Origin of the sequence: Clostridium cavendishii DSM 21758 (assembly GCF_900141845.1) — a bacterium.
GTDB lineage: Bacteria > Bacillota > Clostridia > Clostridiales > Clostridiaceae > Clostridium_AG > Clostridium_AG cavendishii.
On sequence record NZ_FQZB01000026.1, the window covers coordinates 15,709 to 35,023 of the forward strand.

Annotated in this window: 20 protein-coding genes, 1 tRNA gene and 1 other annotated feature; of the genes, 19 read left to right on the forward strand and 2 right to left on the reverse strand. The window is 29.9% G+C overall.

What is annotated here, in order from left to right; translation table 11 throughout:
• Window positions 1-25: 25 nt before the first annotated feature.
• The 4 genes from BUB01_RS21610 to BUB01_RS21625 all read left to right on the forward strand — a co-directional run bounded on the left by BUB01_RS21610 (window position 26) and on the right by BUB01_RS21625 (window position 4,080).
• Complete coding sequence (locus BUB01_RS21610) at window positions 26-1,252, forward strand: hypothetical protein (RefSeq protein WP_072993542.1); 1,227 nt, start codon at window positions 26-28, stop codon at window positions 1,250-1,252.
• Window positions 1,253-1,442: 190 nt separating this feature from the next.
• Window positions 1,443-2,384: a thioredoxin-disulfide reductase gene (gene trxB, locus BUB01_RS21615; protein WP_072993545.1), complete on the forward strand. Its 942-nt coding sequence runs from the start codon at window positions 1,443-1,445 to the stop codon at window positions 2,382-2,384.
• Window positions 2,384-2,611: a glutaredoxin family protein gene (locus BUB01_RS21620; RefSeq protein ID WP_072993547.1), complete on the forward strand. Its 228-nt coding sequence runs from the start codon at window positions 2,384-2,386 to the stop codon at window positions 2,609-2,611. The genes trxB and BUB01_RS21620 overlap by 1 nt, the downstream gene beginning before the upstream one ends.
• Window positions 2,612-2,616: 5 nt before the next feature.
• Window positions 2,617-4,080 carry an NADP-dependent glyceraldehyde-3-phosphate dehydrogenase gene (locus tag BUB01_RS21625; RefSeq protein ID WP_072993598.1) on the forward strand — a complete coding sequence of 488 codons (1,464 nt, stop codon included), beginning with the start codon at window positions 2,617-2,619 and terminating at the stop codon, window positions 4,078-4,080.
• Window positions 4,081-4,376: 296 nt separating this feature from the next.
• Here BUB01_RS21625 and BUB01_RS21630 read toward each other — a convergent pair whose 3' ends face one another.
• Window positions 4,377-4,604 (reverse strand): glutaredoxin family protein, encoded by a 228-nt coding sequence (locus BUB01_RS21630; protein WP_072993549.1) that lies wholly within the window; start codon window positions 4,602-4,604, stop codon window positions 4,377-4,379.
• 388 nt (window positions 4,605-4,992) lie between these two features.
• Here BUB01_RS21630 and BUB01_RS21635 point away from each other — a divergent pair, with 388 nt between their 5' ends.
• The 4 genes from BUB01_RS21635 to disA all read left to right on the forward strand — a co-directional run bounded on the left by BUB01_RS21635 (window position 4,993) and on the right by disA (window position 9,337).
• Window positions 4,993-5,715: a GntR family transcriptional regulator gene (locus BUB01_RS21635; protein WP_072993552.1), complete on the forward strand. Its 723-nt coding sequence runs from the start codon at window positions 4,993-4,995 to the stop codon at window positions 5,713-5,715.
• Window positions 5,712-6,440: a glucosamine-6-phosphate deaminase gene (gene nagB, locus BUB01_RS21640; protein ID WP_072993555.1), complete on the forward strand. Its 729-nt coding sequence runs from the start codon at window positions 5,712-5,714 to the stop codon at window positions 6,438-6,440. The genes BUB01_RS21635 and nagB overlap by 4 nt, the downstream gene beginning before the upstream one ends.
• Window positions 6,441-6,898: 458 nt before the next feature.
• Window positions 6,899-8,257 (forward strand): DNA repair protein RadA, encoded by a 1,359-nt coding sequence (gene radA / locus BUB01_RS21645; protein WP_072993559.1) that lies wholly within the window; start codon window positions 6,899-6,901, stop codon window positions 8,255-8,257.
• Between the two features lie 15 nt (window positions 8,258-8,272).
• Window positions 8,273-9,337 carry a DNA integrity scanning diadenylate cyclase DisA gene (disA, locus tag BUB01_RS21650; protein WP_072993562.1) on the forward strand — a complete coding sequence of 355 codons (1,065 nt, stop codon included), beginning with the start codon at window positions 8,273-8,275 and terminating at the stop codon, window positions 9,335-9,337.
• A gap of 41 nt (window positions 9,338-9,378) precedes the next feature.
• Here disA and BUB01_RS21655 read toward each other — a convergent pair whose 3' ends face one another.
• On the reverse strand, window positions 9,379-9,777 hold the full coding sequence (locus BUB01_RS21655; RefSeq protein WP_072993565.1) for a nucleoside triphosphate pyrophosphohydrolase family protein: 399 nt from the start codon (window positions 9,775-9,777) through the stop codon (window positions 9,379-9,381).
• 301 nt (window positions 9,778-10,078) lie between these two features.
• On the opposite strand from BUB01_RS21655, the gene BUB01_RS21660 reads away from it, so the two are divergent.
• The 11 genes from BUB01_RS21660 to BUB01_RS21710 all read left to right on the forward strand — a co-directional run.
• Window positions 10,079-11,176, forward strand: a complete 1,098-nt coding sequence (locus tag BUB01_RS21660; RefSeq protein ID WP_072993568.1) for a PIN/TRAM domain-containing protein — start codon at window positions 10,079-10,081, stop codon at window positions 11,174-11,176.
• Between the two features lie 11 nt (window positions 11,177-11,187).
• A complete protein-coding gene (ispD, locus tag BUB01_RS21665; RefSeq protein ID WP_072993572.1) occupies window positions 11,188-11,865 on the forward strand; it encodes a 2-C-methyl-D-erythritol 4-phosphate cytidylyltransferase in 678 nt (225 codons plus the stop codon).
• Window positions 11,866-11,931: 66 nt separating this feature from the next.
• Window positions 11,932-12,111 (forward strand) — a binding site (T-box leader).
• 121 nt (window positions 12,112-12,232) lie between these two features.
• On the forward strand, window positions 12,233-13,945 hold the full coding sequence (locus BUB01_RS21670) for a proline--tRNA ligase (RefSeq protein WP_072993575.1): 1,713 nt from the start codon (window positions 12,233-12,235) through the stop codon (window positions 13,943-13,945).
• A gap of 27 nt (window positions 13,946-13,972) precedes the next feature.
• Window positions 13,973-15,370 (forward strand): cysteine--tRNA ligase, encoded by a 1,398-nt coding sequence (gene cysS / locus BUB01_RS21675; protein ID WP_072993578.1) that lies wholly within the window; start codon window positions 13,973-13,975, stop codon window positions 15,368-15,370.
• Between the two features lie 69 nt (window positions 15,371-15,439).
• Window positions 15,440-15,853, forward strand: a complete 414-nt coding sequence (locus BUB01_RS21680; protein WP_072993581.1) for a Mini-ribonuclease 3 — start codon at window positions 15,440-15,442, stop codon at window positions 15,851-15,853.
• A 17-nt stretch (window positions 15,854-15,870) separates the two neighbouring features.
• On the forward strand, window positions 15,871-16,617 hold the full coding sequence (gene thyX / locus BUB01_RS21685; RefSeq protein WP_072993584.1) for an FAD-dependent thymidylate synthase: 747 nt from the start codon (window positions 15,871-15,873) through the stop codon (window positions 16,615-16,617).
• Complete coding sequence (gene rlmB, locus BUB01_RS21690; RefSeq protein WP_084109117.1) at window positions 16,618-17,547, forward strand: 23S rRNA (guanosine(2251)-2'-O)-methyltransferase RlmB; 930 nt, start codon at window positions 16,618-16,620, stop codon at window positions 17,545-17,547.
• 26 nt (window positions 17,548-17,573) lie between these two features.
• Window positions 17,574-18,083 carry an NYN domain-containing protein gene (locus tag BUB01_RS21695; protein WP_072993587.1) on the forward strand — a complete coding sequence of 170 codons (510 nt, stop codon included), beginning with the start codon at window positions 17,574-17,576 and terminating at the stop codon, window positions 18,081-18,083.
• 38 nt (window positions 18,084-18,121) lie between these two features.
• Window positions 18,122-18,790: an RNA polymerase sporulation sigma factor SigH gene (gene sigH, locus BUB01_RS21700; RefSeq protein WP_084109120.1), complete on the forward strand. Its 669-nt coding sequence runs from the start codon at window positions 18,122-18,124 to the stop codon at window positions 18,788-18,790.
• 84 nt (window positions 18,791-18,874) lie between these two features.
• Window positions 18,875-18,950 (forward strand) — tRNA-Thr (locus BUB01_RS21705).
• Window positions 18,951-19,013: 63 nt separating this feature from the next.
• Window positions 19,014-19,315, forward strand: a 302-nt coding sequence (locus BUB01_RS21710) for a GTP-binding protein (RefSeq protein WP_072993592.1), incomplete at its 3' end; no start/stop codon positions are given.

Consider the following 19,315-nt stretch of genomic DNA (forward strand, 5'->3'; position numbering starts at 1 on the left):
TTAGATTACAGGAGGTATTGAATCTATGAAAAAGAAAATGTTAATAATATGCCTAGTTCTAATTTTAATTACAGTATTAATAGGGTGCTCAAAAGATAAAAATATAAATGTGAAGGAAGATATTAAAAAGGAGAATTCTAAAAAGGATTCAGAAAAGGAACTATATAAGAATATAGGGGAACTTAAAATAGATAGTAAGAAAGATTTTCAAGTATTAACTTTCAAAGATAATGAAAATTTAATATTATTAAAATCAACAGAAGAGAATAAGTATAATCATGAGTTATATAATTATAATTTAAAAAGTGAAAAGAATGTAAGATTAGGTGATTTTGGAGAAATAAAATCCCCTAATTATATTAAAAGAGGGAAGAGTGGACAAATAATTCATATAAAGAATAATATGGTGCTTATTTATGATACAGCTGCTAATGAAGAGAAATGTATATATTATTTAGATGAGGTTAGAAAAGATTTCAACAAGCAAAAATATAAAATTTCAGATGAAGAAATAGCAAAACGAATAAATGTAAATTGGGTGAATGGAAGTGATAAATATATAACAATATCTGAATATTTACAATTTGATGGATATCATGAGTGTATAACTAGACTAATAGATATAAATGACGGTAAAGAATATACCACTGGTTTTTGTAAGGATGAGGATACGGGAATAGATTGGGCTTATAGTAAAAAAACAGATATGTTTTATTATTCAGGTGATTCAAAAAATATATATGAGATTAATCCAACAAAGGGGATTGAGGCTAAAAGGTTTCTTAAACTTGAAGGTTATGACAGACAAAAGGGAAACATTAACATGTCGGAGGATGGTAAAACTCTATATGTGCTTGAAGACGATAAAGACATTCAATATATAGAAAGTATAGATATTGAGAGTAAGAAAATAAGTAAAATTTTAGAGTATAAACGCAAAAAGGATAATAATTGGTGGGCTGGAATTTCACAGTTTAGTTTAATTGATAATTTAGTTATATATACATTAAATACATCTAAGAGTGAAGATGATTTTATAAAAAGTTATGATGAAATTTTAATAGGGAATTTAAATGATGATGAATTGAAAAATGTAACTAAGCTAAATTATGTAAATAGAGATAATTATCCTATTGCTCAGTATGTACAAATTAGTAAAGATAAGAGTAAGGTAGTTAAAACTGTTCAAATTGTAAAAGATAAAGAATCTAAAGATAGAGATTATAAATATTTTTTATATGAAAAGAATTAATAATCAGAAAATAGAGGCGAAATTAAAAGCCTCTATTTTGCATTGATAATAATTATTTATTAATAATTGGTTGCAAAAATTAAAGAGAGTGCTATAATAATATTAAAGATACCCTTAGGGGGTAAACTGAATAATGATTTTTATATTAGAATATACTAAATTGTAGAAATATCGTTGGGAGTGATGGTTTGTGAATAAAGAAGTTAAAGAGTTAGATTTAATTATAATAGGCGCAGGTCCTGCTGGGCTTACAGCAGCAATATATGCATCAAGAGCAAAATTAAATATGCTACTTATTGAAGATGCCATAGTAGGTGGTCAGGTGAGATCAAGTTATACTATAGAGAATTACCCAGGATTTAAAAAGGTTGAAGGAGGTACTTTAGCAGATTTAATGCAAGAACAAGCACAGGAACTTGGAGCAGAGATAGACGAATTTGATATGGTTGAAAGAGTTCAATTTTCAGATAGCGAAAAGATAGTAGAAACTTCAAGTTATATATATAAGCCTAAGGCAGTTATTATATCAACTGGAGCTGTTCCAAGAAAACTTCCTATAGCAAATGAAGAAAAGTATGCAGGCAAAGGTGTTCATTACTGTGCAGTATGTGATGGAGCTATGTATGAAGGGAAAACTGTAGGTGTAGTTGGTGGAGGAAATTCAGCACTAGAAGAAGCATTATTTTTATCAAGATTTGCTGAGAAAGTAATACTTGTAAGAAGATATGATTATTTTAAAGGTGAAAAAGCTACATTAGATGAAGTTCTAAACCATCCTAAAATAGAAGTTATGTATAATTGGGATTTAGTTGATGTTAATGGTGCAGAGTTTATGGAAAAGGCTAAGATTAAAAACACATTAACTGGTGAAGAAAAAGAGATAGTCATGGATGCTGTATTTGGTTATATAGGTACAGAGCCAAAGACAAAATTATTTAAAGACTATATAAATTTGAATCCGCAAGGATATATACTAACTGATGAAAATATGAGGACTAATATTAAAGGTGTTTATGGAGCTGGGGATGTTAGAGAAAAGGCTTTTAGACAAATAACTACTGCAGTAGCTGATGGAACTATATCAGCATTGGATGCAGAAAAATATATTGTAGAAAGTAAGAGGGTGAAATAATGATAAAGATATATTCAGTTGATTGGTGTCCTTCTTGTGTTAAAGTGAAGTCTTACTTAGATAAAAGAGGATTTGAATATGAAGTAATAAATGTTGCAGATGCACATGAGGATAGAAATATAGTTGAAAAGGTGTCAGGACAAAGAACTGTACCTGTAACAGAGATAAATGGTCATGTAATAGTTGGATATAACAAATTAGAAATAGATAAAGCATTGGAGGTGTAAGTATGATGTTTCAAGAATTATGTTGTGAAAATAAAAATTATAGGAATCTAATTAATGGTAAATGGCAAGAAACAAGTTCAGGAAAACTTATAGAGATAAAGTCACCTGTAGATGATTCTCTTGTTGGGAGAATTCAGTCCATGAGTACAGAAGAAGTAGATTTTGCTATAGAAAATGCTAAGGAAGCACAAAAATCGTGGAAGAAGGTTCCGGTAAGTGAGAGAGCTAAAGTATTGTATAGGGCAGCTGATCTTTTAGAGGAAGAGGTTGAGGAAATAGCTAAAATAATGATGAGGGAAGTAGCTAAAGATAAAAAGAGTGCAGAATCGGAAGTAAGAAGAACTGCAGATTATATAAGATTTACAGCAGATGCAGCTAAGGGAATGGAAGGGGAAAGTATACCAGCGGATAATTTTCCTGGCTTTAATAAGAGTAAAATATCGGTTGTTACAAGAGAACCTTTGGGAGTAGTTTTAGCAATATCACCTTTTAATTATCCAGTGAATCTTTCAGCTTCAAAAATAGCGCCAGCTATAGTTGCAGGTAATAGTGTTGTTTTGAAACCAGCAACTCAGGGAGCTATATCTGCTTTATACCTAGCAAGAGTATTCCAAGAAGCAGGACTTCCAGGTGGTGTTTTAAATACTATTACAGGAAGAGGAAGCGAAATAGGAGATTATTGTGTAACTCATGAAAATATAGATTTTATAAACTTTACTGGCAGCACCGAAATAGGAAGAAGAATTTCAAGTATTACTACCATGAAACCACTTTTAATGGAGCTTGGAGGAAAGGATGCAGCTATAGTATTAGAAGATGCAGATTTAGACTTAACTGTTAAAAATATAATATCTGGAGCGTATTCTTACTCAGGGCAAAGATGTACAGCTGTTAAAAGAATACTTGTTATAGATAAGATAGCAGATAAGTTAGCTGAAAAATTAAAAGAAGCTGTTACAAAGTTAAAAGTAGGAAATCCACTAAAGGATCAAGTTGAGGTGGTTCCTTTAATAGATACTAAGGCTGCTGATTTTGTAGAAGGTCTTATTAAAGATGCTAAAGATAAAGGTGCGACTCTTTTATATGGCGGAAATAGAGAGGGCAATATAATATATCCAACATTATTCGATAATGTCAATTTAGACATGAGACTTGCTTGGGAAGAGCCTTTTGGACCTGTACTTCCTATAATAAGAGTTAAAGATAAAGATGAAGCAATAGAAATAGCAAACAAATCGGAATATGGACTTCAATCATCAGTATTTACTAAAGATATAAATGCAGCTTTCTATATTGCAGATAAATTAGAGGTTGGTACAGTTCAAGTTAACAATAAGACAGAAAGAGGCCCAGATCATTTTCCATTTTTGGGTGTTAAATCTTCTGGAATAGGAACTCAAGGAATAAGATATTCTATAGAAGCTATGTCAAGACCTAAAGCTACGGTTATAAATATAGAACAAATATAATAGATAAGGCTGTGAAAAACAAGAAAAATGAACTGCTCCCTGTCTACTTGACAGGGAGCAGTTCAAAATTCTTAATTTTACAGTTTTATTTTTTGAAAAGATAGAGAATTACAAGGGATTGTGTCAAAATAACTTAAATCATGAATTAATCGACAAGTTTAAATTTAAATTAAAAAACTATATTATTAAATTAATAATAAAACATAAGGCTATTGGTAAATTTAAAGATACCAATAGCCTTACTGTTTTAGTTTGTTGTTTTACTAAAAACTAATTTTAATACAGCTTTTTGCAAACTAAAGCTTTAAAGCTTTATCAATTGCAGGTTTATCAAAACCTATAATAACAGTTCCGTTTATGTCTAAAACAGGTACTCCCATTTGTCTAGTTTTAGAAACCATTTCTTCCCTAGCTGTCATATCAGTTTGTACGTTTAGTTCTTCAAAATTTGCATCTTTTGATTTTAAATATTGTTTAGCCTTAACACACCATGGGCATGAATTAGTTGTATATACTTTTATCATTTAAATCATCTCCTTAATAACTAATAATAAATATCGTTTAATAATTAATTTAAGTATAATATATTTTAGATATTTTATCAATATATTTTATAAAAAATATATATAATTTAAAAGATATGCTTATTATATAATATATGAGATTTACAATAAAACAGATATTAAATTTTTAAATATATAGACAAATATATTATGTGAAAAAATATATTTATTATTAATTTAAATGAAAAAAATATATATGTAATTATCTTTAGTATAAATATTTGTATTAGTTGAGGAAAAATGTTTTATTAGTATATAATTAAAAAAGAAATAAAAATTAAAATTTATTTGTATAGTGGTCTAGACATGTATAGATTATTTTAATATAATAGTATTAGGAGGAACAATCATGATAGATAAAAATAGTCCTATTCCAGTATATTACCAACTAAAGGAAGATGTTAAGCGTAAAATAAATCAAGGTGTTTGGAAGGTTGGTCAATGTATAGATAGTGAAAGAGAACTATCTGAAAACTATGGTGTTAGTAGAATGACTATAAGGCAAGCATTAGGAGAACTTGTACAAGAAGGGATTTTAGTAAGAGAAAAAGGTAAAGGAACTTTTGTATGTGAACCTAAGGTTAAGCAACAGGATATGATGAGTTTCTCAGAAATGATAAATAAATCTGGCAGAAATTTAGTTACAAAAGTATTGAGTTTTGTAAAAATCAGTACTCCAGAGGAATTCCAGGATATATTTAGGTTTGAACAATTATATAAAATAGATAGATTGAGAATAGTTGATGATGAAGTTGTAGCTAATGAAATAGTATATATCCCATGTGATTATTGTGGATATTTAGATGAAGAAATACTTAAAGGATCTTTATATAAATTATTAGAAGAGTTTGGGTATAAAATAGCTTATTCAGAGTCTGCATTACAAGCTATACTAACAGAGGATAAGCATAAAATATTATTCAATACACAAGAAAATATACCGTTACTTAAGAGTTTTAGTAAGACATTCACAGAGAATGGTAAGATTCTGTTTTTAGAAGAATCTATCTATAGATCAGACAAATTTATTTTAGAAGTAAATATTTCTATGAGAGAGGGGAAATTAAAATGAAATTAGTAGTAGCAAAAGATTATGAGGAAATGAGCAAATTAGCAGCACAAGAAATGGCGAATGTAGTCCAAAATAAGCCAGAAGCTGTACTAGGTCTTGCAACAGGTGGAACTCCAGTTGCTATGTATAAAGAATTAATAAAGATGAACAAAGAAGGACAAGTAGACTTTTCGAAAGTTACTTCAATAAATCTTGATGAGTATGTAGGTTTATCAGGAAACCACGATCAAAGCTATAGATATTTTATGAATACTAATTTATTTAATCATATAAATATAGATAAAACAAAAACTTTTGTACCAAATGGTTTAGCTGAGGATATAGAGAAAGAATGTAAAGAATATGATGAAAGAATAGCTAACCTGGGTGGAATAGATTGCCAATTATTAGGTATTGGAAATAATGGTCATGTAGGTTTTAATGAACCAAATGAAGAATTAAGTTTAGGAACACATTTGACATCGTTAAAGGAAGATACTATCAAAGCCAATGCAAGATTCTTCAATTCAATAGATGAAGTACCAACACAAGCAGTAACTATGGGTCTTGGTGGCATAATGAAAGCTAAAAAAATCATCTTAATAGCTTCAGGAGAAGGCAAAGCTGAGATAATAGAAAAATTATTAAAAGGAAAGATAACTACGCAAGTACCAGCTTCAATGCTTCAAATGCATAACAATGTTGTAGTTATAGTTGATGAAGCAGCTGCAAAATTGGTTATATAATTCCCTTGTAAAAATATCACAGGAAACTGTGATATTTTTTTATTTGAAAAGATTATAAAATTATATATTTATAAATATAGCGGCATTGATATTTTTTAGTATGATAAAGCATATATTTTCTTTTGTTTAATATTATAAGTTGGGTTATAGAAGTTTAATAATGTAAGGATTTAATATACATTAAGAAAATTTTATGAATTAATTATTTTTATGTAAAATTTATTTTTTAATAACTTATAAGAAATGAATAAAAGATACAGTTTATACCTATAATTAAATAGCGATAAAATTTTAACAAATGTTCTATTAAATTACTACTTGTTTATGGTATCATTAATATGATTAATGTGTATTAAGTAAAATAAAAGAACAATTTAATTCAATATATTGTAATATTGTTTCATTTAATATGCTTAAATTTTTAAAACAATTATGATATTAATCTGGAGTTGATATAGATGGCTAAAATTAAAACATTATATACTTGCCAACAATGTGGGTATGAGTCGGTTAAATGGCTTGGTAAATGTCCCTCTTGTAATGGTTGGAACACCTTTATAGAAGAATTGAAAGATAATAAAGAGGAAAAGATATCTATAGTAAGTAGAAATTTACCAACATTAAAAAATATTAAGGAAATAAAATCAGGTGAAAAAGAGAGATTTGATACAGGTATAGGTGAGCTTAATAGAGTATTAGGCGGTGGATTAGTAAAAGGTTCTCTTACATTAATATCTGGGGATCCAGGTATAGGAAAATCAACATTGTTATTACAAACAGCTAATAATATAGCTAGTAAATATGGTAAAGTTTTATACGTCTCAGGAGAAGAGTCAGAGGAGCAAATAAAAATAAGAGGTGATAGGTTAGGTATAAGTTCAGATAATTTATATATTGTATCTGAAACTAATCTAGATATAATAGAAGCATATATAAATCAATTAAATCCTATTTTTGTAATAATAGATTCAATACAAACGGTATATAAAGAGGGAGTGACTTCAGCACCAGGAAGTGTTTCTCAGGTAAAAGAATGTTCTAATGTAATGATGAGAATAGCTAAGGGGAGCAGTATACCATTATTTATAGTAGCTCATGTTACTAAACAAGGAGAATTGGCTGGGCCAAGAGTTCTTGAGCATATGGTAGATACGGTGCTTTCATTTGAAGGTGAAAGAACAGAAGAATTTAGGATTCTTAGAACTATGAAGAATAGATTTGGGACTACTTCGGAAATAGGTGTTTTTGAAATGAGACAAGAAGGACTAATGCAGGTTTATGATCCGTCAAGATTGTTTTTAGAAGATACTAGTTTTAATCAAGAAGGATCAGTGGTTGTAGGTCTTATGGAAGGAACAAGACCTATATTGGTAGAAATTCAAGCATTAGCAACTGAAACGAAGGCGATGATACCAAGAAGAACTTGTGTAGGAATAGATAATCAAAGACTTAGTTTAATACTTGCTGTTTTGGAGAAAAAATTAAAAATTCCATTTTATAATTGTGATGTATATGTAAATGTAGTTGGAGGGCTAGAAGTAGGTGGAACGACTACTGATTTAGGTATAGCACTTGCACTTATTTCATCAGTAAAAGGAAATCCTTTAAACTTAGAAAAGTTGATGGTGATAGGCGAGGTTGGATTAACTGGAGAGATAAGACCAATAACAAATTGTGATAGACTAGTTAATGAGGCTGAAAAAATGGGCTTTTTAAATGCTATAGTTCCGTATAGAAATTTAGATAAATTAAAAAAATCAAAATTAAACGTAATAGGTATAAAAACTTTGAGAGAAGTATTAAATAAGATTTTTTAATGGATAGGTGAGTGTATGAGAATAGAAAGTGAAAAAGAGATAAAAAATATATTAAAAATAATGAGTCCAGGAACACAATTAAGAGAGGGACTTGAAAATATTTTAAGAGCGAAAACTGGTGGATTAGTATTACTTGGTGATACGGAGGCAGTAATGAAGATTGTAGATGGTGGATTTGCTATTAATTCAGATTATTCACCATCATATATATATGAATTAGCAAAGATGGATGGAGCTATTATTATAAGTTCAGATTTGAAAAAAATATTATTTGCAAATACTCAATTAGTACCAGACTCATCTATTCCAACTTTTGAAACGGGAACAAGGCATAGAACAGCACAAAGGGTTGCTAAACAAACTGGTAATATAGCAGTTGCTATATCACAAAGAAGAAATATTATAACTATTTATAAAGGTGATATAAAATATGTTTTAAGAGATAGCTCTGTAGTTTTAGGTAGAGCGAACCAAGCAGTTCAAACCCTTGAAAAGTATGTAGCAGTACTTGAAAGAGTAATAAATAATTTAAATATTCTAGAGTTTCAAGATTTAGTAACGTTATTCGATGTTGTTACAGCTATACAAAGAACAGAAATGGTTATGAGAATTGTTGGAGAAATTGAAAGATATATAGTAGAGCTTGGTAATGAAGGTAGACTTATATCTATGCAATTAAATGAACTTGTAAAATTTATAGAGCAAGATGGAATATTATTGATAAGAGATTATTGCAAGTCTAATTTAAGTCATGAAGAAATATATAAGGAGATTCAAAAACTTTCAGCAGAGGAATTATTAGATTTAGAACAAATAGCTAGAGAATTAGGATATACAGGAGTGCCTCTTGTAGACACGCTTATATCTCCAAGAGGATATAGAATTATAAGTAAAGTTCCTAGAATTCCAGCAAGTGTAATAGAAAATCTAGTAAAACATTTTGGTGAACTTAAGGCAATACTTGAAGCTAATACGGATGATCTTGATAATGTTGAGGGAATAGGAGAAGCTAGAGCTAGGGCTATAAGGAATGGATTAAGAAGAATAAGGGAACAAGTATCTTTAAATAAATTATTATAAAATTAAGGTGTGAGATTTAGCTCACACCTTTTAACATAAAGTTATCTAAATGTAAATTTACCTAATGTATTAATTTTATCATATTCTTTAATTAGGATATCATAAAGATTTAAATCCAATGTGTTACATAGAGATGTAAGATAAAAAAGATTATTTCCTATTTCACGTTCAATAACTTCTCTACAACTGTCACATAGTTTACCTTCTAAATGAGAATTTAAGCATTTGTTTAGTTCTTCTATATCATCTTCTTCAGATGGTAGACATTGTTTTTGAGCATTAATACTAACACAACCACAATTTGTAACAGCTTTAACTACTGCTCTATTCACTCTAGACTGAGATTCTTGATACTTGGTTAATATATCTAAAATACTTTTATGCCTTAAAAGCGAGTCGTCTATAGCATTCTGAAAATCATCAAAAATTACATCTTTCATCAGTCTCAACTCCTTAAAAATAATACACAACTATTAATTTAATTATAAGATTTTTCTGATTATTTTGTCAATGAACTCAATACACCGACGTCTTGAATATATCTTAATTCATTCAAGTTAAATTGAATAGGGGGTATTTTTCATAGGAATTTAAGAAAAATTTAATTATTTAAGATGTTTTATATATGTTTCAGTTTATATCAATGTGATATAATTAGTTTACAAATTAAAATAAAAATATTTTAGTTTATGTGAATTATCTAAATTAATGTGGTCAATAATTAATAAAGGAGGTGAAGCAATGGTTAGGAAGATATTCAGGGTATTACTTACTATACTAGGTGTAGTGACTGGATTTTTTGTAGCTGATTCAATTATAAATAGTAATTATATTATGAACCTAGGCTATTTTAATAATATGGTAGCCAAAGTTTCTTTATATGTTTTTGCAACATTATCATTCGGTATTATACTTTTTTTATTATCGCCTATCTTTTATAAGGGTGTATCCAAGTTAACCGATGCTGTAGAGAAAAGTATTGGTAGATTATCAGCTAGTGAAATAATATTTGGAGCTATTGGAGGTATAATTGCACTTTTAATAGCAGCGTTATTTATATTACCAATAAATAAGTTATTACCACCTAAGTTAGAAATTTTAGGAACAGTGTTATCCATTATAATCAATACTGTTGCAGTAGTTGTTGGTGTTGATATATCAGTCAAAAGAAAAGATGATATAATGGCTTTATTTGAAGGGTGGAAAAAAGGTTCAAGTAAAGACAAAAAAGGAAAAGTAAAAGGTGTAGCAAAGGTTTTAGATACTTCTGTTATAATAGATGGGAGAATCTTTGATATTTGTCAAACTGGTTTTATAGAAGGTCCCCTAGTTATACCTAGTTTTGTTTTAGATGAACTTAGACATATATCAGACTCATCAGATGGTTTAAAAAGAAATAGAGGAAGAAGAGGCCTTGATATACTTAATAAGATACAAAAGGAACTTACTATAGAAGTTCAAATTTGGGAAGGTGATTTTCCACAAATTGCAGAAGTTGATAGTAAATTATTAAAGCTTGCTCAAAAACTAAATGGTAAGGTTATAACTAATGATTATAATCTTAATAAAGTAGCAGAATTCCAAGGTGTATCTGTATTAAATATAAATGAATTATCAAATGCTATAAAACCTGTAGTATTACCAGGTGAGGATATGAATCTTACAGTAGTTAAAGATGGTAAAGAATCAGGTCAAGGAGTTGCTTATTTAGATGATGGAACCATGATTGTTGTTGAAGGTGGAAGAAAGTTCATTGGAGAAAATATTAATGTAACGGTAACATCTGTTTTACAAACAGCAGCAGGTAGGATGATATTTGCAAAACAAAAGGAAGTATAAAGAGGAAAATTATGAACAAGGTATGTGCTATTATATTGGCAGGTGGAAGAGGTTCTAGAATGGGAGCCAATGTATCCAAACAGTTTATAGAAATTAAAGGCAAGCCAATGCTTTATTATACTATAAAAGCTTTTGAAACTAGTCAAGAAATACAAGACATAATACTTGTATTACCTAAAGATGAAATAGAATTTTGCAAAAAAGAAATAATAGATAAGTTTAATCTTAAAATAGGAAAAATAGTTGAGGGTGGTACAGAAAGGCAGTATTCTGTTTATAATGGTTTAAAGGCAATTGAAAATTGTGATATAGTGCTTATTCATGATGGTGCTAGACCTTTTATTACACAAGATATATTAAAAAATTCAATAATATATGCAAAGCAATATGGAGCGGCAGCACCAGGAGTGATGCCTAAAGATACTATAAAAGTTAAAGATAGAAATGGTTTTTCAATAGATACCCCTAATAGAAATGATTTAGTGGCTGTTCAAACACCACAAAGCTTTAATTTTAATACTATAATGAATGGACATGAATATATCAAAGAGAATAATATATCTGTAACGGATGATACTATGGTAGCAGAGATTATAGGACAGAAAGTATTTTTATATGAAGGTGATTATAAAAATATAAAAATTACAACTCCAGAAGACTTAATTCTGGCTGAGCAGTTTATTTTATGATTTAAAAGAAAGTAATATTGACAGCGTTTTTTTTGCAATATATAATTAAGTTTGAAAATTTAATATTTATAAGCGTTGAAGAAGACTAGTAAAAACAGCTTTTCAGAGAGAAAATCCATGGCTGTAAGATTTTCAATATGTTTTGAACCTACTTCTGAGCTATAGGTAAAAACTATCGGTTAAATATCGTTAAAATTATGAGAGTACAAATTTAGGTGGTACCGCGACTATGAGCTCGCCCTAAAAAAGGGTGTGCTCTTTTTTTATATATGAAATTATAGAATTATTTATAATTATACAAATAAATTTAGTTTTTATAAAATAAAAGATAAAATAATTATATTTAAATTGTAGGAGGAATTTAGTTATGAAGATGTCAAATATGTTAATATCAACTTTAAGAGAAGTTCCGGCAGAAGCAGAGATAGAAAGCCACAAATTAATGCTAAGAGCTGGGATGATGAGAAAAATGGCTGCTGGGGTTTATAATTATATGCCTCTAGGTCTTAAAGTTTTAAAGAATATTGAGGATGTAGTTAGAGAAGAAATGAATGCTGCAGGAGCACAAGAATTTTTAGCATCAGCTATGATACCAGCCGAATTATGGCAAGAGTCAGGGAGATGGGATGCCTATGGAGCTGAAATGTTTAGATTAAAGGATAGAAATCAAAGAGATTTTTGTTTAGGACCAACACACGAAGAGGTATTTACTGATATAGCTAGAAATGAAATAAAATCATATAAGCAATTACCATTGAATTTATATCAAATACAAACTAAATACAGGGATGAGAGAAGACCAAGATTTGGTATAATGAGATCAAGAGAATTTATAATGAAGGATGCATATAGTTTCGATAAAGATGAAGCTGGTTTAGATGTTTCTTTCAATAAAATGCATGCTGCATATGTTTCTATATTCAACAGATGCGGATTAGATGCTAAATGTGTTGAAGCAGATTCAGGAGCTATTGGAGGATCAAATTCAGCTGAATTTATGGTTAAATCGGAAGTTGGGGAAGATGACATTGTTTTTTGTACTGCTTGTGATTATGCAGCTAATATAGAAAAGGCTCCATCAACACCAGATATGGGTGAAAAAGAAGAACTAAAAGAACTTAGAAAGACAGAAACCCCAAATGCTAGAACTATAGAAGAATTAGTTAATTTCTTTAATTGTAGTAAAAAGAATTTTGCTAAAACGTTACTTTTTAATGTAGATGGAAAAGTAATTGCTGTTATGGTAAGAGGGGATAGAGAGGTAAATGAAACTAAGGTTTCTAATGTTTTAGGTGGAGCTGTTGAATTTGAAATGGCTGATGAAGAGATGGTTAGAAAAGCAACAGGAGCTGCAATAGGTTTTGCAGGACCAATAGGAATAAAGGTTGATGAACTTTTAGTAGATACAGAAGTTGTAAATATGTACAATTTTATAGTAGGGGCAAATGAAACAGGATATCATTTTGAAAATGTAAACTACGGAAGAGATTTTGAAGGCAAGGTTGGAGATTACAGAAATATAACAATTGGAGAAAAATGTCCTCATTGTGGTGAAGAAATAACTATATCAAGAGGAACAGAAGTTGGTCATATATTTAAATTAGGAACAAAATATTCAGAATCAATGAATGCTAATTTTATTGATGAAGATGGAAAATCAAGGCCATTTATGATGGGATGTTATGGTATAGGTATAACAAGAACTATGGCTTCTATAATAGAGCAACATCATGATGATAATGGTATAGTATGGCCACTATCAGTAGCTCCATATCATGTTACCGTTATTCCTGTTAATATAAAAGATGAAAATCAGATGAAGATTGCAGAAGAGATATACGGAAAGCTTAAAAAAATGGGTGTTGATGTTATAATGGATGATAGAAATGAAAGAGCTGGAGTTAAATTTAAAGATGCTGATCTTATGGGAGTACCTATGAGAATCACAGTAGGTAAGAAAATCGTGGATGGAGAAGTAGAATTTAAATTAAGAAATGAAGCTGATACGGAAGTTATAGCAATAGAAACAGTTGCATCAAGAGTAGAAGAAATATTTGCAAAAAATAATTTAAGTTTATAATTGCTAAAAATGATAAGGAGGTAAATTATGAGGGTATATAATACTTTAACAAAGAAAAAAGAACAATTTAATCCAATAGTTCCTGGTGAAGTTAGTATGTATGTGTGTGGACCTACCGTATATAACTTCTTTCATATCGGAAATGGAAGAACATTTATAGTTTTTGACACAATTAGAAGATATTTTGAATATAGAGGATTTAAAGTTAAGTTTGTACAGAATTTTACCGATATAGATGATAAAATGATAAATAAGGCAAATGATGAAGGTATTACAGTTAAAGAATTAGGTGATAAGTATATAGATGAATATTATAAAGATGCTGATGAATTAAATATAGAAAGAGCTACTGTTAATCCAAGGGCTACTGAATTTGTAACAGAAATAGTTGAATTTGTTAAAGGACTTATAGATAAGGGTTTTGCTTATGAAGTAAATGGGGATGTTTATTTTTCAACTAAAAGTTTTGAGGCATATGGAAAGTTGTCAGGTCAGAATATAGAAGACCTTCAATCAGGAGCTAGAATAAGCGTAGATGAAAGAAAAAATGACCCAATGGATTTTGCAGTATGGAAGGCTAAAAAGCCAGGTGAACCAGCATGGGAAAGTCCTTGGGGACTTGGAAGACCTGGTTGGCATATTGAATGTTCATGTATGGCTAAAAAGTTACTTGGAGAAACTATTGATATTCATGCAGGTGGATCTGATTTAGTGTTTCCGCATCATGAAAATGAAATAGCTCAAAGTGAAGCATTAACAGGAAAGTCTTTTGCGAATTATTGGTTACATTCAGCTTTTGTTAATGTAAATAATCAAAAAATGTCTAAATCATTAAATAATTTCTTTACTGCAAGAGAAATTTTAGAAAGTTTTAATTCAGATGTAATAAGATTTTTAATGCTTTCAGCGCATTATAGACAACAATTAAATTTTAGTGAAGATTTATTAGAATCAGCCAAATCGTCAGTAGAAAGAATATACAATGCTATATCGAATTTAGAAAGTTTATTAAGTGAAGTTAATAAAGATTCTATGGATGAGAAGGAAAAAGTATATTTGCAAAGCTTGGACAAATATAGACAAAAATATATAGAAAAAATGGATGATGACTTTAATACAGCAGATGCAATAACAGCTATATTTGACTTAGTTAGAGATGTTAATTCAAACATTGGAGTAAATGCATCAAAAGAACTTATAAGCAGTGTATTAGATCTTATTAGGGAATTAGGAAATCCATTAGGAATACTTCAAAAAACTACAAAAGTAAGCTTGGAAGAAGAAGTAGAAAATCTTATAGAGCAAAGGCAACAAGCAAGAAAAAATAGAGATTTTACACTTGCTGATAAAATAAGAGATGATTTGAAGGCTAGAGGAATAATTTTAGAAGATACTCCTCAAGGAGTTAGATGGAAAAAACTTTAATGCTTATTTTAAGAAGGGCTTGTATTTTAATTGCAAGCCTTTCATTTTAATAACAAAAAAGGAGAAGTTATGTTAGATAATTTATTATTTAAAGAATTAAATCAAAAAGAAGCTAGACTTTTAAATCCACTTCAATTAGCATTAATAGGTGATGGTGTCTATGAGGTTTTCATAAGGAATTATATTTTGTTTGAAAATAGAGGACTTTCAGCACATAAACTTCATGTTAAGGCTATAACTTATGTAAAGGCTCATGCTCAGAGTCAAATAATGAAAGCTTTAGAAGAATTGCTGACAGAGGATGAGACGTATATATATAAAAGGGGACGAAATGCAAAGTCAGGAACAGTACCTAAAAATGCAGATGTTGTAGAATATAGAACAGCTACAGGCTTTGAGGCACTTATAGGATATTTATACTTAACAAATCAAAAGGAAAGATTAAGTGAGATACTTTTAAAAACTATAGAGGTTAAAGAATAGGGGGATAAATTAAGACAATGAAGGTTAAGTTATTACAGTATACAAGAGAACCAGAAAAAATAATAGCAGCAGCAGCAAAGCTTTGTTATAGCTCAGTTGGTGTAGAAGATATTATGGAAAATTTAACAGAAGAAAACACAAGCAAGTTTTTAAATATGCTTATGTCTTTAGGTCATGAATCGCCTATAGAGCATGTAAGTTTTACTTTTTGCGTAGAAGGAGTTTCAAGAAGTTTAACTCATCAACTTGTTAGACATAGAATTGCTTCATTTTCTCAACAAAGCCAAAGATATGTTAAGCTTAATCAATTTGAATACATAGTACCACCGGCTATAAAAGAAAATGAAGAAGCTAAGGCTTTATTTATAAAATCTATGGAAGAAAGTCAAAAAGCTTATGATGAGATTACTAACAAATTGAAAGATGGTTACGTAAAAAGTGGATTAGATACTAAGGTAGCAGAAAAAAAAGCAATAGAAGATGCAAGATATGTTTTCCCAAATGCTTGTGAGACAAAAGTTATATTCACAATGAATGCAAGAAGTTTAATGAATTTCTTCCATCATAGATGTTGCGATAGAGCTCAATGGGAAATAAGAGATATGGCAAAATTAATGGTGAAAGAGGTTAAAAAAGTAGCACCGACATTATTTAAGTATGCAGGTCCTAATTGTGTAAATGGTGTATGTCCGGAAGGTAAAATGAGTTGTGGAAAAATGAAGGAAATGAGAGAATTATACTTGGAAAAAAAGGAAGTGCAATAAATGACAAAAAGCAGCAACAAATACAAAGGATACAGTAAAATTAAAGAAGAACCGAAAGGTAAGAGATCAAGAGATTTTAGAAAAGTTAAATCTGAAGAGCCAAGAATGGGAAGAGAATTAACTAATGATTATAGAAAGAAAAGAGAATATTCAGAGCCTGTTGAAGATGTGAATATTGAAGTTAAGCACTCAAGAGAGGATTTGGTTGAAGGTAGAAATGCTGTTATTGAATTATTAAAAACAAATAAAACTGTAGAGCAATTAATGGTAGCTAAGGGCAGCACAGAAGGTTCTATAAATAAGATTTTAGGATTGGCAAAAGATAAGAGAATAGTTGTTAAAGAGGTTGATAGAAAAAAACTTGACTTAATGAGCGAAACGGGAGCTCATCAGGGAGTTATGGCTATAATTACACCTTACAAATATTCTTCAGTTGAAGAAATTTTAGATTTAGCAAAAGAGAGAAATGAAGAACCATTTATAATAATATTAGATGAATTAGAAGACCCTCATAATTTGGGTTCTATAGTTAGAACAGCAGAACTTTGTGGAGCTCATGGTATAATAATACCTAAGAGGAGAAATGTTGGAGTCACAGCTACTGTATATAAGGCTTCTGTTGGAGCTATAGAGTATATGAAAATAGCAAAAGTAACTAATATAAACATGACTATAGATGAACTTAAGGAACAAGGTGTATGGGTTTATGGAACAGATATAGAAGGTGTAGAGTACAGTTATGATACTGATTTATCAGGTCCTTGTGCTATAGTAGTTGGTAATGAAGGCAAAGGAATGTCGAAATTAACAAAGGAAAAATGTGATAAATTGGTTAAAATTCCTATGATAGGTAAAATAAACTCTTTAAATGCATCAGTTGCTGGTGGTATAATGATGTATGAAGTCATGAAATCAAGAATTAAAAAATAGTAAATATAGAAAATGAGTGATAGCTAGTGAAAAGTATATTTGTAGACGGATATAATGTAATTAATAGCTGGCCGAATCTAAACAAAGTTAAAGAGTATAGTTATGCTTCTGCTAGAAAAGAACTTATAGATATATTGCAAAATTATGGAGCTTATAATAATTGTAATATAATTTTAGTTTTTGATGCTCACAAAGTAGGTGGGAATATGACTAAAAGAGAAGCTATTGGAAGTGTAGTTGTAGTTTTTACAAAAGATGGGGAAACTGCTGATTCATATATAGAGCGTTGCGTAAACAATATAGGAAAAAAGATTGAAGTTGTAGTTGTTACATCTGATTCATTAGAGCAACAGACGGTTTTTCAAAGAGGAGCCGTAAGAATGTCTTGCTTTGAATTTTACAATGAAGTTTTAAAGACGAAAGACAAAATTCAAAAAAAGGTTGAGAAGAATAAAAGAATACAAAAGGATTGGTTAGAAGATAGACTTGACAAGAGTGTATTAGAAAAATTGGAAAAAATGAGACGAGGCAATTAAATTTTACTTTAACAAAGTAAAAAAATATATTTATATAAATGACGGGATATAGGGGGGATATTGTGGAGAAGAAAAGGAATGATTTGCAAGGCTTTGAAGAGTTTCTAAATAAGAGCGATGAGGAAGTTGCAATAGAAGCTAAAAATGGTAGTTCTAGAGCTCAAGAATATTTAATTAACAAATATGAATATTTTGTTAAATCAAAGGCCAAATCGTATTTTTTAATTGGTGCAGATAAGGAAGATATATACCAAGAGGGTATGATAGGATTATATAAAGCTATTAGAGATTTTAGAACAGATAAGTTAGCTTCATTTAAAGCTTTTGCAGAACTTTGTGTAACAAGACAGATTATAACAGCTATAAAAACTGCTACAAGACAAAAACATATACCTTTAAACACATATGTTTCTCTAAATAAACCTATTTATGAAGAAGATTCTGACAGAACATTATTAGATGTATTGGTTGGGTTTAAGATAACAGACCCAGAGGAAGTTGTTATAAGTAAAGAAGAGATGGCTCGTATTGAAGGTGAAATGCTTAAAGTTTTATCCGATTTGGAAATGGAGGTACTGCTTTCATACCTAGATGGAAAGAGCTACCAAGAGATAGCTTGTGATTTAGATAGGCATGAAAAGTCAGTAGATAATGCGCTTCAGAGGGTCAAGCGAAAATTAGAAAAATGTTTAAATATTAGAAAATGAATTTGTTAAAAGATGTTGACAATTTTTTTTTTTGGTAGTAAAATTTTTATGGTATAACTTATAAAGTAAAATATAGATTAAGTTGCTCACGTAGCTCAGTCGGTAGAGCGTCGCCTTGGTAAGGCGGAGGTCGTCGGTTCAATCCCGATCGTGAGCTCCAATTTTTTGGAAAACACAAAACGCTAGGCAAAGTTTATTTTAATTCTAGAGGAGGAAAAGAAGGATGTCAAAGGCAAAATTTGAAAGAAACAAACCACACGTTAATATCGGAACAATCGGTCACGTAGACCACGGTAAGACAACATTAACAGCAGCTATTACATCAGTATTAGCAAACAGAGGATTCGCTGAAGCTTTTAAATATGATGAAATAGATAAAGCTCCAGAAGAAAAAGAAAGAGGAATCACAATCAACACAGCACACGTTGAATATCAAACAGATAACAGACACTATGCACACGTTGACTGTCCAGGACATGCTGACTACGTTAAGAACATGATAACAGGAGCAGCACAAATGGATGG